The following is a 14,575-nucleotide window of genomic DNA, read 5'->3' as shown; positions in this document are numbered from 1 at the left end:
CTACAGGTTGGAAGGCAATCCTAATGTCTGAGTCCGAATCGCGTCGTCTTCCCGGCACCATCGTGAACATCTCAGGTGGAACTGTGGGCGCGATTGGTGACCACAACCAAGTGATGATGCCTCGCCGCACCCTGGTTTGGCCGGTCGTCGTGGGTGCTGTTCCAACTCGAGCTTCGGCATATCAGCCACGAGAAGCCGTTATTGAACAAATATCAATGGCTAGCGGTGCTATTGTGCTGCAACAACTTTCCGGACAGGTCCTTGCAGGGGCCGGTGGGGTCGGCAAGACACAGATTGCTGTGGGTATTTTTACCTCCAGTTCGGCAGATATACGGTTATGGATCAACGCAGAGTCCCGTGAAGCCATCGTGGCCGGTTTTGCTGAAGCGGCGATCAGGCTAGATCTCGCCGATACAAGTCTCGACTCAGAGCAACTGTCCAGGATTTTCATCGGCTTCCTTGGTAGTACCGATCGACGCTGGCTCATCGTCCTGGACGACGTTCGCGCCGTTTCCGACCTAGATGGTTTGTGGCCGCCAGTGAGCGGGAGCGTAATTGTAACGACGCGGCGTCGGGACGCCTCTTTTTCCGGATCCGGACGGACGATCATCCCAGTGAACGTTTTCACCACGGCGGAGGCCGAGGAATACCTTCGAGAGCGCATTAGTCCACACAGGGACGATCTTCCTAAGGATGTATTCATCGAGGTCCCCCAACTGGTCCAAGATTTGGGACGGTTACCACTGGCTTTGGCGCAAGCGGCTGCCGTGATTATCGATCAGGGAATCACCTGTGCCGTCTACCGGGCAATGTTCGCAGATCGTGCCACGGCCTTGGAGGAGTTGTTCCCCCCGGAAGCTTCGGCGGACGGATATTCTCGTACCGTTGCTACGACGTGGGAGCTTGCCGTGCTTGCGGCGGACGAAATAGAGCCGTGTGGATTGGCCCTTCCGATGGCCAACCTGGTCTCAACGCTCGATCCCGCCGGCGTTCCCGAGGCAGCCTTGACTGGACAGGCTGTTTGCTCCTACCTTTCCCAGATTTCGGAGAAAGAAGTTACGGCGGACAAGGCTCGACGCGCTCTGCGTGCTCTGCACCGGCTGTCTTTGATTGACCATAACCCTAAATTGGGTAATCCTCGTGCGGTGAGGATGCACAATCTCACCGGACTTAGCATTCGACATACTATATCCGCAGACGGAATTGCGGCTCTCGGTTTCGTTGCTGCCTCAGCATTGATAACACTGTGGCCCGAGACCGAGCAGGATCCTCTACTGATCGATTCTCTGCGGTCAAACACAGTTTCTCTGATCGGTTCTGCTCAGGAAGGGCTGTGGGACAAAACCGGCTACGGTTCCCACCCCGTTCTATCGCGTTACGGCGTTTCGCTAATAAACGGTGGCCTGACCAAACCCGCTATCGAATACCACCATCGGATGCTGGACGACTCGATTAATTACCTTGGGCCAGAACACGTGGACACACTTTCTTCAAGGAACAACCTTGCTTCCGCGTACAAGTCCGCCGGGAATCTGAACGAAGCGATCGCGCTCTACGAGCAAACACTGCATGACCGCCTGCGGATCCTGGGAGAGGATCACCCGGATGTTCTGACTTCCCGGAACAACCTCGCAACCGCATACGTGTCTCTAGGAAAGATGGATCGGGCTGTCTCCTTATTAGAGCGCACCCTCGCGGACCGCGAGAGGGTGCTGGGAAAGGACCACCCGGACGTTCTGGGATCTCGCAGCAACCTCGCCGGCGCCTATCAAGCAATGGGGAAAGTAGCTCGAGCTATCCCTCTGTTCGAACGGACAGCGGCGGACAGAGAACGAGTTTCTGGGCCTGACCACCCCGATACCCTGGGCGCCCGTAACAACCTTGCCGGCATCTATATGGAGATTGGAAAGTTCAGCCAGGCGATCCCGTTGTTTGAGCAGACATTGACGGACCAAGAAAGGGTTTCTGGGCCTGACCACCCCGATACGCTGGGCGCCCGCAACAATCTAGCCGGCGTCTATCAGGCGGTTGGTGAGACGGAGAAATCCATAGCGCTCTTTGAGCGGAGCCTCGAAGACCATTTGAGGATAGTCGGGCCGGATCATCCGAATACAATGAGCGTGCGCAACAATCTTGCGGGTGTTCTACACCAAGCTGGGTATGTCATGCGAGCTGCCTCGCTGTACAAGCAAACGCTGGCTGACCGAACACGGATCCTGGGACAGGACCACCCTCAAACCCTGACCTCCTTGAATAATCTTGCTTCCATTTACACATCGGTCGGCAAATTGGAACTGGGAATCAAACTCTATAAGCAAGCTATGGCTGGCCGAGAAAGGGTTTTGGGACCGGAACATCCAAGCGTTTTGGCTTCTCGAAACAACGTCGCAGCCACTTACATGTCGATGGGCAAGATAGACCAAGCGATCGAATTATACGAAGGGACTCTTGCCAGGCAAGAAGCACTCTTAGGTGGGGCGCACCCGCACACTAAAGTGACCAGGACCAACCTTTCATCGGCAAGAGAATTCAAACAGACAACGCGTTCATTCCTTAATAGGGAAGGGTACTGAGGGTGCTGGATTCCACGTAAGCGGCAGTACCGAATGGCGGACTTCAAAGACCGGCTCCTGACCGATCACATCCCGACCGATCAGTGGACTGGACTGAAAGCCGTGATAATTGCTGCTAAAATCTCGGAGAGATTAGTCCAGTCCTCTTCGATTAAGGCTTCCCTTTGTTCTAGAGCTCTCGACACCTTGCTACGGAAAGCAGCATGAATTTCTGCTTTCGCCGAAACTTCACCTTGATATTGGTTAGGTCCAGAGACGAAAGAACTCCATCGCACGGGATAGAAGGATCCGTCCTTGGATTTCAATACGTCCGCTCCCAGGTACAGCTCCAAGCTACAAGCGAAACCATTTACGTCGGCGATCGCTATCGCCCCCTGTGGTGACTCCCAGGTCGGCGGTCCAAGAGTCGGGTAGCTCGACGCTAGCGCTATATCGGGGTACTGCAAGACCTTGACATTGGCTGGCAATGCTGCGAAGTCAAGGTGTCGAAGAGCAGCGGACGCGGCGGTGTCATTATCAAAAATTGCTACGACTCGATTGGCTACACCGGCAGATGAAAAAGCTTTAATAGTTTTCACTAAAGCACCCGCCCCTCCCTCCGGCTTTTGTTCGAAATCTAAAAATTTCACAAGGTCAGTTAAATTTGGATAGAGAACTTCCAGCGCGGTCGATAGAAACTCCGAGTCCGTTTTACCCTCGGTAAGTACTATGAGCGGACTATCTATCAACGTATTGCTCCTGATATCCGCTAAGGATCGGGATGCAAGAGATGAGAGCTCGCCGTCTAGATACCCAGCGAACTCCACCGCAGTAAGATCAAGGCTGACGATACTCTTCGGCTCCGCCATTAGGCAGGCCATCAAGGTTTGGCGCGTGTCCCACTCCTGAAGTAGTGACAGCAGCCACCCCCTCGAACCAGTCATTGCTGCGTCCACGCCTGGAACGCTGGTACGAAGCATCTGCCCCCACTCTTCAATTGTGAGGCGATCTAGGAAGCGAATTTCTTTCAGGCAATCTTCGGCGGCAGTCGGATCGGACTCCAGCCAGCTCGTCAGGAGTTCGTGGAGAAAACCCCTACGCGATTCGACGGTCTCGTCAAACTTCCGGGCCACTGCCGATGCATGTATCCCCAAAGTTTCCAACCTTAAGACTAGGTCTTGCGCACCCACCATGTACTGGAACGAGTCAACCGGCTCCATGAATCGATCGTCGTTTACACCTTCCACGTGCACCAACCAGTCGTCCCTGAACAGAGCCAGTACGTGTGGGGGCACGCCATTTCGGAATACAAGCACGGGCAGGTCGCCCACCATAAGCTCCGCATAACTACTCATAGCCTGTATCTTCCCAGCTTGCCGCGGCCGGTGTGCCCAGCGCGAACATCCTTGAGCTTCGGGCTTGCCCTGAGATGCCTGATTCGTTCTCATGGGCCTAGATGCGCACCTGCAACCGAGCGGCGAATGCCTTGGTTTGTCGAGCAAGCCAGCGGAGATGCTTTAACCGAGGCGACACTTGGCGTGAAGGCTCTGCCATGTGCAGCGACCGGGCTCGTGAAGCCGCAGCAGAGGTATCAGACTTGCGCCCCCCCGGACGCTGCCTGCCAACTCGAAAACCGTCGAGATGCTCATACGAAGACGCTGGTACGTCAAGAAATCCGCTTACGAAACGGGTGCGAAATGATCCGAGATCGGCGAGCCCTGGGTATCACCAAACAAGCTGCCCACGCCATCTACAAACGCAAGCTCGAAGAGCAAGAGAAAACCTGCCAGAGACCTTCACGACGCTACATCCGCACGGCAGTCCTCGAAGATTGACAACGGCGGAACTGCAAGCGCTCCAAACGGGCGCCACTCCCCTAGCTTTACGGAATCATATATATATGGGCGTTCGATCCGGGTCCTCGTCATCGGATAAGAGAACCGCGCAGCTACTGCAGCCTGCGTCGCCAGGTGGTCCAAGCGGCGCGACTGCTACGGTCAAGGCTATGGAACGATCAACTGTAGCGATGCCGGAGGATTCTTATCTCTCACGAATAGGCGAGATTGCCTACGCCGCAAGCTATACGGAGTGGACAATCTTGGGTGATCTGAATCGATTGTCCAAGGACCTGCCGGAGAACCTAAGACTGGAGCTGCTCGAGCCTCTCATGACGGCCGGGATGGCCAAGGCCTTGAAAACTGCTGCGGCCTCAATGGCTGATGGGCCGATCAAGGAATACATCGTCGCCGTTTACCGCGGACTTTTCGTTGTCGCTGAGATTCGCAACGATGTCTTGCATGCCCGCCCGGCAACACACCCGGCTGGCTTGCAGCGTCTACTACGTGCTGAAACGCAGAACCGCGCAACGACTGGCAAACGGTTTTGGATAGACGACGAATGGATCGACAACTGCATCATGCGGATGAACGAGGTGACCACTGAGATCCATAGAGTTCGGCCACCACTCGCGTAGACTGACTCCCCTTGTCTTGGCTGACGAAAGTGGGCTTATCGGCGCTGAGCTTGTCGATGCCGTGCCCACGACAGATCCGATTGTCCCCACACCGTCTGGACGAACGAATTCCCTTCCCTCAAGACTGACAGCACCCCGCGATTAGAAGCCACACAACATCTTGCGCAAACCCAGGTGCAGAAAATTTGTACGAAACGGACGGGTTCTGATTGCCTCGCCCCTGAAGGCTGCCCACGACAGCGGTGGACAGCCGTCTTTCCGCGGCCCTAACCCTTCCCACCTGCATCCAAAACCCAAAGTTGGGCATAACCAGCTCCCCTAAGTCTCCGGTCAGGGTAGAGGCCTGGTCCTGCAGGGTCTGGACTTTTCGTATGGCTATGTCGCCGTTGTGCGCGAAGTCATGTTGCCAAGAACCGAGAGACCCAATGAAGAGGTGAATACTCCGAAAACCGAGCCAGGAGGGGGTCAAACATTATCTGCTTTAAGTGTGGACACTGTCCACCCCCCTTTGACAGGACAACCAAGGGCGCCACCTCAACAACATGCTGCGCAGCAAGGTCGATTCGGAGGAAAAGTTCAGCAGGATTCCCGAAATGTCATTTCGACACCACCACCGCAGCCCATGAAGAATTGAGCGGCCAACCGCGGCCGCAGGAACACCCCAGGAAAGGACGCCAATGACCACACGACCCAGTAAGCGGAGCGCCCACACGCCAGGACGCTGACACCGCTCCCCTACCCAAACTGAACAGGCCAACCGGCGGCCAGGCATCAGCCGGCACCACACGTCAGAGACTCGTGTCAACAATTGTCAACACGTTAAAGCAAAAACCCCCTCTGACGAGGGGGTATGCCGTGCCCGAGGTGGGACTCGAACCCACACACCTTTCGATACTGCATTTTGAGTGCAGCGCGTCTGCCAATTCCGCCACTCGGGCGCGGATATGCGGGGAAGTCAGCTGCTCCCATCTCTGTGAGCAACGCGATCCTTTCCCAGCACGCGAAATTACTATACATGCAGATAGGCTGATTCAAAGAACCGGGCACGCTGATGCAACAAAAACCAGCCATCAAAGAGTCCACACTAAGATGGATATGAACCCGCCGAACCTTTTCAAGGAGATCCCGTGACCGAACAGACGGAGTCCACGTCCACAGCCCAGCCGGCCCGACGCGTTGTCGTAGCCGAGGATGAGACCCTCATCCGCCTGGACATTATCGAGATTTTGAAGGGCGAAGGGTACGACGTCGTCGGCGAGGCAGACAATGGCGAGAAGGCTGTGCAGCTGGCCGAGGAGCTCAAGCCGGACCTTGTCCTCATGGACGTGAAGATGCCCGTCATGGACGGCATCTCGGCGGCTGAGAAGATCGTCAAGGCCCGCATTGCACCTGTGGTCTTGCTGACCGCTTTCAGCCAGAAGGAGTTGGTGGAGCGCGCACGCGATGCCGGCGCGATGGCTTACGTCGTCAAGCCGTTCTCCCCCGCGGACCTCATCCCGGCCATCGAGATTGCCCTCTCCCGCCACGAGGAGATCAAGGCCCTCGAGAACGAGGTTTCCGATCTCCAGGAGCAGTTCGCCACGCGCAAGCTTGTAGAGCGCGCCAAGAGCCTCCTGACCACCAAGATGGGCCTGACGGAGCCGGAAGCATTCCGCTGGATCCAGAAGACCTCCATGGACCGTCGCCTCAGCATGCGTGAGGTTGCCGAGACCATCATCAACCAGGTCAACTAAGCAAAAGCAACGCACGACGTCGGCCGCTCACCTCACGCGAGGTGGGCGGCCGCCGTCGTACTCGCCGAGAAGTCGTCCTCGCCGAAAATCAGAACGAAAAATGCGGGCCCCACCAAAAGGCGGGGCCCGCATTCAAGAAAGCGAAGAACTTAGCTCTTGGCCTTGGACTTCTTTTCCGGCCAAGGGCCAACGGGTTCCTTGCGTGAACCGTCGTCGGTCTTGGAGGTGTCGGCGAGGTCGCCTACCTTGTGGACCTTCAGGGAGTTCGTTGAACCGGCCTGTCCGGGAGGGGAACCGGCAGCGATGACAACCAGGTCTCCTTCGTCCACGAGGTCCATTTCCAGAAGGCTCTTGTCCACCTGTGCGGTCATCTCGTCGGTGTGGCCCACGGAGGGAACCAGAACCGGCTGGATGCCCCAAGTGAGGGCGAGCTGGTTCCAGACGTGCTCCACCGGGGTGAAGGCGAAGACCGGCTTGACCGGGCGCAGACGCGAGAGGCGTCGTGCCGAGTCGCCGGACTGGGTGAAAGTACAGATGTACTTGGCATCCAGCTGGTCGGCGATCTCGACGGCGGCGCGGGTGATGGCGCCACCGCGGGTCTTGGGCTTGGTTCCCAGCGGGGGGACGCGCTCAAGGCCGTGGACTTCGGTGGACTCGATGATCCGGGCCATGACCTTAACGGTCTCGATGGGGTACTGGCCAACGGAGGTTTCACCGGACAGCATGACTGCGTCGGCGCCGTCGAGAACTGCGTTGGCGCAGTCGGAAGCCTCGGCGCGCGTCGGACGCGGGTTGTCGATCATGGATTCCAGGACCTGGGTTGCTACGATGACCGGCTTGGCCCAGCGGCGTGCCAGTTCAATGGCGCGCTTCTGGACGATCGGCACCTCTTCGAGCGGCAGTTCCACACCGAGGTCGCCACGGGCAACCATGATGGCGTCGAAGGCGTCGATGATTTCGTGGAGCTGTTCCACTGCCTGCGGCTTTTCGATCTTGGCGATCACCGGTACGCGGCGGCCTTCTTCGTCCATGATCTCGTGGACGCGCTTGATGTCTGAGGCATCGCGCACGAACGAGAGGGCGATGAGGTCAGCGCCGCGTTTGAGGGCCCAACGGAGGTCGTCCTCGTCCTTTTCGCTCAGGGCGGGGACGTTGACGGCAACACCGGGGAGGTTGATGCCCTTGTTGTTGGAGACCTTGCCGCCAACCGTCACAGTGGCCACAACTTTGACGTCGTCAACTTCGATGGCACGCAGTGCCACCTTGCCGTCGTCGATGAGCAGGGCGTCGCCCACGTTGACGTCTTCAGTGAGGCTCTTGAGCGTGGTGGAGCAGATGTCCTTGGTACCGGGGACGTCTTCGGTGGTGATGGTGAACGTATCGCCCACGGCCAACTCGTGAGGGCCGTCAACAAAGCGGCCCAGACGGATCTTGGGTCCTTGGAGGTCGGCCATGATGGCCACGGGCTTACCGAGCTGGGCCGCAGCCTTGCGGACGTTTTCGTAGGTGGTGTCATGCACGGAGTAGTCGCCGTGGCTCATGTTCATGCGAGCAACGTCGACGCCGGCCTCCAGCACCGCGAGGGTGTTCTCGAAGCTGGAGATAGCCGGGCCGAAAGTTGCCACAATTTTCGCGCGTCTCATATACCTACCCTAAGTAGTCATGCTGATTGAGTAAAAGAAGTGTTCCTGCCGGCGCTATAAGACCGCTATCGCCCGGTCGGTGGGGGCGACCGGTGCCGGGAGAATGGTGCTTCCCATCAGGAACCTGTCCACTGCAGCCGCGCACGCACGGCCTTCCGCAATGGCCCACACAATCAGTGACTGGCCACGTCCGGCATCACCGGCAACGAACACGCCCTCGGTGTTCGTCATGTAGTAGCCGTCGCGGGCAACGTTGCCCCGACCGTCGAATTCGGCACTGACCTGCTCCGTGATACCTGCCGGCTCAGCACCGGTAAAGCCCAGGCTCAAGAACACAAGGTCAGCTGGAATGATTCGTTCTGTACCGGCCTTGGGCAGGCGTTTGCCGTCCACGAACTCGGTTTCAGCAACTTTGACGCCGGTGAGTTTGCCGTTTTCTCCAACGAACTCAACGGTGGATGCAAGGTAGGTACGCTCGCCGCCTTCTTCGTGGGCGCTGGCGACCTCGAACAGGGTGGGGAACGTCGGCCACGGCTGGTGGGTGGCACGTTCAGCGGGCGGCTGCTTGCCGATCGCGAGCGTGGTCACCGAGGCGGCCTGGTGGCGGTGGGCGGTGCCGATGCAGTCAGCACCGGTATCGCCACCACCAAGGATGACAACATGCTTGCCGCGCGCATCAATGTGGTTCTCAGGGTTCTCCCCTGCCACCTTGCGGTTGGACGGGACGAGGTAATCCATGGCGAAGTGCACACCGTCGAGGTCACGGCCAGGGATCGGCAGGTCGCGCGGGACGGTGGCGCCGGTAGCGACTACAACGGCGTCGTAACGGCGTCGCAGTTGCTCCCAGGTCACGTCCGTACCAACGGCAACGCCGGTACGGAAGCGAGTGCCTTCGGCCTTCATCTGCTCCAGGCGGCGGTCAACCTGTTCCTTCTCCATCTTGAAGTCGGGGATGCCGTAGCGGAGCAGGCCGCCGATCTTGTCGTCGCGCTCGTACACTGCAACAGTGTGGCCCACTCGGGTCAACTGCTGTGCCACAGCCAGGCCTGCGGGACCGGAACCAACCACAGCCACCGTCTTGCCGGTGAGGCGTGTGGGCGGAAGGGGCTGAACCCAGTCGTTGTCGAAGGCTTGGTCGATGATCGAGACCTCAACCTGCTTGATGGTCACGGCAGGCTGGTTGATACCCAGCACGCAGGAAGCTTCACAGGGTGCAGGGCACAGCCGGCCCGTGAACTCCGGGAAGTTGTTCGTAGCGTGAAGACGCTCAATCGCTTCTTCACCCTTATCCCGCCAAACGAGGTCGTTCCACTCAGGAATGAGGTTGCCCAGCGGGCAGCCCTGGTGGCAGAACGGCACACCGCAGTCCATGCAGCGTCCCGCCTGGCTCTTCAGGACGCCCTTTTCCTGGGCTTCGTAAACCTCTTTCCAGTCCATGATGCGGACGGGAACGGGACGGCGTGGCTGCGTCTCGCGCTGCCGGACCTTCAAAAATCCGCGTGGATCAGCCACCGGTTACCTCCAGGATTCGTGACCATACTTCTTCGCCATCGGGGTCAAGGCCCTCTTCGATGGCGTCGAGACGGGTTTGCAGGACTGCGGCGTAGTCGCGCGGCAGCACTTTGGTGATGCGGGCGGCGGTGTCGTCGAAGTTTTCGAGCAGACGGCCGGCCAAAACGGATTCGGTTTCCTCAACGTGCTTGGTGAGCAGGCCGTGGACGATGTCGCGGTCCTCGGCGTCCAGCTCCAGGAGCTGGAGTTCACCGGTATCGAGGGCCAACTTGTTGACGCGCTCAGGCTGCAAGTCCAGCACATAGGCCGTACCGCCGGACATGCCGGCACCGAAGTTGCGGCCCGTGCGGCCGATGATCAGCGTCTGGCCACCGGTCATGTACTCGCAACCGTGATCGCCAATACCTTCGACGACGGCGGTGGCACCGGAGTTGCGGACGAGGAAACGTTCGCCAACCTGGCCACGCAGGAACATTTCACCGCTGGTGGCGCCATAGCCGATGACGTTACCGGCGATGACGTTTTGCTCCGCTTGGAACACGTTGGTGCGGTCCGGACGAACGATGATGCGTCCACCGGAGAGGCCCTTGCCCACGTAGTCGTTGGAGTCGCCGAACATGCGCAGCGTGATGCCGGCCGGCAGGAAAGCGCCGAGGGACTGGCCCGCGGTACCGTTCAGCGTCACATCGATCGTGTCGGTTGCCAGCACATCGGTGCTGAACGTCTTGGTCACCACGTGGCCGAGCATCGTACCCACGGACCGGTCCGTGTTGATGACGTCCAGAGTGATCTTGACGGGCATGCGGTCGCTGAGTGCTTCCTGTGCCATGGTGATCAGTCGCTGATCGAAGTGCTTGTCCAGCTCGTGGTTCTGGGCGGTCATGTTGCGCAGCGGCACGTCGTCGTCGAACTCCAGCCCGTGCAGGATGGGGTCGAGGTCCAGCCCTTCGGCCTTCCAGTGGTTGATCGCTTCGCGGGTGTCCAGGACTTCGGCGTGGCCGATTGCCTCTTCCAAGCTGCGGAAACCGAGCTCGGCCAGGATTTCGCGGACTTCTTCTGCGAGGAACTCAAAGAAGTTGACCACGAATTCGGGCTTGCCGTTGAACCGGGAGCGCAGCTCAGGGTTCTGCGTGGCAACACCAACCGGGCAGGTGTCCAGGTGGCAGACGCGCATCATGATGCAGCCGGAAACCACCAGCGGAGCGGTGGCAAAACCGTATTCCTCGCCACCGAGCAGCGCAGCAATGACAACGTCGCGGCCGGTCTTGAGCTGGCCGTCAACCTGAACCACCACACGGTCACGCAGACCGTTGAGCATGAGGGTCTGCTGGGTCTCGGCGAGGCCGAGTTCCCACGGCACGCCCGCGTGCTTGAGCGAGTTCAGCGGCGAGGCACCGGTACCGCCGTCGTGACCTGAAACAAGCACGACGTCGGCCTTCGCCTTGGTGACGCCGGACGCCACCGTGCCGATCCCGACTTCCGACACCAGCTTCACGTGGACCCGGGCCGAAGGGTTGGCGCGCTTGGCATCGTAAATGAGCTGCGCGAGGTCTTCGATCGAGTAGATGTCGTGGTGCGGGGGCGGCGAAATGAGTCCGACACCTGGGGTTGAGTGACGCGTCCGGGCTACCCAGGGGTAGACCTTCTGGGCCATCAACTGGCCACCCTCGCCAGGCTTGGCGCCCTGGGCCATCTTGATCTGGATGTCGTCGGCGTTGGTCAGGTACAAGCTGGTGACACCGAAGCGGCCCGAAGCGATCTGCTTGATGGCAGAACGGCGCTCTGGATCCAGCAAGCGGTCAACGTCCTCGCCACCTTCACCGGTGTTGGACTTGGCGCCCAAACGGTTCATGGCAATTGCCAGGGTCTCGTGGGCTTCCTTGGAGATGGAACCGTAGCTCATGGCACCCGTGGAGAAACGCTTCACGATGCTGGAGACGGGCTCCACTTCCTCGAGCGGAACGGCCGGACGCACGCCATCCTTGAACTTGAGGAGCCCGCGGAGGGTCATCAGGTTCTCGGACTGATCGTCAATACCCTTGGTGTAGGACTTGAAGATGTCGTAACGGCGTTCGCGGGTGGCGTGCTGAAGACGGAACACCGTCTCCGGGTTGAAGAGGTGCGGTTCGCCGTCGCGGCGCCACTGGTACTCGCCGCCGCCCAGCAGCGGCTGGTGCGGGTGCTCAATGCCACCTTCGGGGTACGCCATCTGGTGGCGGGCCGAAACTTCAGCTGCGATGACGTCGAGTCCGACGCCACCCAACTGGGAGTGCGTGCCGGAGAAGAATTCGTCCACGAGCTCCTGGGACAAGCCCAAGGCCTCGAACGTCTGGGCGCCCGTGTAAGAAGCCACAGTGGAGATGCCCATCTTGGACATGATCTTCAGGACACCCTTGCCGAGGCCCTTGATGAGGTTGTAGACGCCGTCTTCCGGAGTTACGCCCACAACGTCGCCGTTGGAGATCAGCTGTTCCACCGATTCCATGGCCAGGTACGGGTTGACGGCAGATGCGCCGTAACCGATGAGTACAGCCACGTGGTGCGTCTCGCGGACGTCGCCGGCCTCGACCACGAGCGCGGTCTTGGTGCGGTTGGCGCTGCGGAGCAGGTGGTGGTGGACTGCACTGACCAGCAGGAGCGACGGAATCGGAGCCCACTGCGCATTCGAGTCACGATCGGACAGCACAACGTACTGCACGCCACGGTTGATCGCACCGGAAACCTGCTCACAGATCTCGGTCAAGCGCGCACGGAGTGCTGCTTCTCCGCCCTCTGGGCGGTAAAGGCCGCGGACCTTCATGGCGATGCGGTCGCCGTCGGGGCTTTCGATGTTCGCGATCTTGGCGAGTTGATCGTTGTTGATCACGGGGAACGGCAGGGAGATCTGCGGCTGGCGGACCTGCTTGCCGTCCAACAGGTTGCCGTTGGGGCCGATGGCGCACTTCAGCGAAGTGACGAGTTCTTCGCGGATGGCGTCCAGCGGCGGGTTGGTGACCTGCGCGAAGGACTGCACGAAGTAGTCGAACAGCAGACGCGGCCGCTTGGAAAGCACGGCTACGGGAGTGTCCGAACCCATGGCACCCAAGGGCTCGGCTCCGGTGCGGGACATCGGTCCGAGCAGGATCTTCAGCTCTTCGGTGGTGTAACCGAAGGTCCGCTGACGGATGTTCACGGACGCAGCCGTGTGAACCACGTGCTCGCGCTCGGGGAGTTCATTGATGTCGATCAGGTTGTCCTTGAGCCACTCGGCCCATGGATTGGCTGCAGCGACCTCGGCCTTGACCTCGGCGTCGTCAATGATGCGGCCGGCCTCGGTGTCAACCAGGAACATCTTGCCCGGGGCAACGCGGCCCTTCTTGACCACGTTGGAAGGCTCAACCTCGATCACGCCAACTTCGGAGGCGAAGATGATGAGGCCGTCTTCGGTGATCCAGTAGCGTCCCGGGCGCAGGCCGTTGCGGTCCAGCGTTGCGCCAACGAGGCTGCCGTCCGTGAAGGACACTGCGGCCGGACCATCCCACGGCTCCATGAGCAGTGAGTGGTACTCGTAGAACGCACGGCGGGCGGGATCCATGGTGGCGTGGTTCTCCCACGCCTCCGGGATCATCATCATGATCGAGTGCGTGATCGGACGGCCGGAGAGCCAGAGGAGCTCGGCCACCTCATCGAAGGAAGCAGAGTCCGAGGCACCCGGGGTGCAAATGGGGTACAGCTCTTCGGGAACTGAGCCAAGCAGCGGGCTGGCCAGCTGTGACTGGCGGGCACGCATCCAGTTGCGGTTGCCCTTGACCGTGTTGATTTCACCGTTGTGGGCGATGGTGCGGAAAGGCTGCGCCAAAGGCCATGAGGGGAACGTGTTGGTGGAGAAGCGCGAGTGGACAATGGCGAGCTTCGTCTTGAAGCGCTTGTCCGAAAGGTCCGGGTAGAACGGCTCCAGCTGGGCGGTGGTCAGCATGCCCTTGTACACGATGGTGCGCGAGGACAGCGACGGGAAGTACACGCCGAACTTGTTCTGGGCACGCTTGCGGATGCGCCAGGCGCGGGAGTCGAGCTCATTGTGCTCAAGCTGTTCACCGGTGGCGGAGGCAAAGAACGGCTGCGAGAAGTACGGCATACAGGCCCGTGCCATGGCGCCCACGAGATCGGCGACTACTGGAACTTCACGCCAGCCGAGGACGGTCAGGCCCTCGTCGGCTGCAAGCGCTTCAATGCCGGCCTTCGCGGTTTCTGCTTCGCGGGACTCAGCTGGCAGGAAGGCTGTGCCCACCACGTACTGGCCAGGGGCAGGCAGTTCAAATTCGGTGACGGCCCGGAAGAACTCGTCCGGAACCTGCATGAGCAGACCCGCACCGTCGCCGGTACCTTCGTCGGCGCCCACGGCGCCGCGGTGTTCGAGATTGCGGAGGGCGGTGAGCGCCGCTTCCACGATGTCGTATCCCGGTTCCCCGCGAAGCGTGGCAATAATTGCCAGGCCGCAGGCGTCCTTCTCCTTGTCAGGGTTGTAAAGACCCTGCGCCTCCGGGAGCGCGGCAAAGCGCTTGAATGGAGACATGGCACCCTGAGGTTCGATATTTTCGGACCAACCGGGGTTATGAAGATGGGTCATGGGAGACGTCCTTCCTCGAGATCGTGCGTATGGAAGGGACAACGTTGGCCCCACCT

The 14,575-nt window shown here is 59.8% G+C and carries 7 protein-coding genes and 1 tRNA gene; 3 read left to right on the top strand and 5 right to left on the bottom strand.

The genetic code is table 11. The annotated features are described in order from the left end of the window. Positions 1-23: 23 nt before the first annotated feature. Entirely contained in the window at positions 24-2,573 is a 2,550-nt protein-coding gene (locus tag ARUE_RS08775; RefSeq protein ID WP_014921444.1) for a tetratricopeptide repeat protein, read from the top strand. A gap of 80 nt (positions 2,574-2,653) precedes the next feature. Here ARUE_RS08775 and ARUE_RS08770 read toward each other — a convergent pair whose 3' ends face one another. Beyond that, positions 2,654-3,907 carry a HEPN/Toprim-associated domain-containing protein gene (locus tag ARUE_RS08770; RefSeq protein WP_043470044.1) on the bottom strand — a complete coding sequence of 418 codons (1,254 nt, stop codon included), beginning with the start codon at positions 3,905-3,907 and terminating at the stop codon, positions 2,654-2,656. 650 nt (positions 3,908-4,557) lie between these two features. Between ARUE_RS08770 and ARUE_RS08765 the strand changes: the two genes are divergently transcribed. Beyond that, on the top strand, positions 4,558-5,025 hold the full coding sequence (locus ARUE_RS08765) for a hypothetical protein (RefSeq protein ID WP_162486133.1): 468 nt from the start codon (positions 4,558-4,560) through the stop codon (positions 5,023-5,025). Between the two features lie 856 nt (positions 5,026-5,881). Here ARUE_RS08765 and ARUE_RS08755 read toward each other — a convergent pair. Next, positions 5,882-5,963 (bottom strand) — tRNA-Leu (locus tag ARUE_RS08755). Positions 5,964-6,152: 189 nt separating this feature from the next. Here ARUE_RS08755 and ARUE_RS08750 point away from each other — a divergent pair. Continuing rightward, positions 6,153-6,758 carry an ANTAR domain-containing response regulator gene (locus ARUE_RS08750; RefSeq protein WP_011774540.1) on the top strand — a complete coding sequence of 202 codons (606 nt, stop codon included), beginning with the start codon at positions 6,153-6,155 and terminating at the stop codon, positions 6,756-6,758. A 149-nt stretch (positions 6,759-6,907) separates the two neighbouring features. On the opposite strand, the gene pyk is transcribed toward ARUE_RS08750, so the two are convergent. From pyk to gltB, 3 genes are read right to left on the bottom strand one after another with little or no spacing between them, the layout of a single operon-like run. Then, a complete protein-coding gene (gene pyk, locus ARUE_RS08745) occupies positions 6,908-8,401 on the bottom strand; it encodes a pyruvate kinase (RefSeq protein ID WP_011774539.1) in 1,494 nt (497 codons plus the stop codon). Between the two features lie 54 nt (positions 8,402-8,455). Beyond that, positions 8,456-9,913 (bottom strand): glutamate synthase subunit beta, encoded by a 1,458-nt coding sequence (locus ARUE_RS08740; protein ID WP_014921440.1) that lies wholly within the window; start codon positions 9,911-9,913, stop codon positions 8,456-8,458. Then, the gene (gltB, locus tag ARUE_RS08735) at positions 9,906-14,519 is read right to left on the bottom strand and encodes a glutamate synthase large subunit (RefSeq protein ID WP_014921439.1); all 4,614 of its coding nucleotides are present in this window, start codon (positions 14,517-14,519) and stop codon (positions 9,906-9,908) included. Before gltB ends, ARUE_RS08740 begins: the two co-directional genes overlap by 8 nt. Positions 14,520-14,575: the final 56 nt, after the last annotated feature.

The sequence above is a fragment of the Arthrobacter sp. Rue61a genome (genome assembly GCF_000294695.2).
Taxonomy (GTDB): Bacteria; Actinomycetota; Actinomycetes; order Actinomycetales; family Micrococcaceae; genus Arthrobacter; species Arthrobacter aurescens_A.
This window is presented reverse-complemented; position numbering and strand designations above follow the sequence as displayed.

Bases quoted from the DNA above. Each gene is read 5' to 3' on its own strand.
- ARUE_RS08775 (WP_014921444.1), top strand. From the start codon at position 24: ATGTCTGAGTCCGAATCGCGTCGTCTTCCCGGCACCATCGTGAACATC.
- ARUE_RS08770 (WP_043470044.1), bottom strand. From the start codon at position 3,907: ATGAGTAGTTATGCGGAGCTTATGGTGGGCGACCTGCCCGTGCTTGTA.
- ARUE_RS08765 (WP_162486133.1), top strand. From the start codon at position 4,558: ATGGAACGATCAACTGTAGCGATGCCGGAGGATTCTTATCTCTCACGA.
- pyk (WP_011774539.1), bottom strand. From the start codon at position 8,401: ATGAGACGCGCGAAAATTGTGGCAACTTTCGGCCCGGCTATCTCCAGC.
- gltB (WP_014921439.1), bottom strand. From the start codon at position 14,519: ATGACCCATCTTCATAACCCCGGTTGGTCCGAAAATATCGAACCTCAG.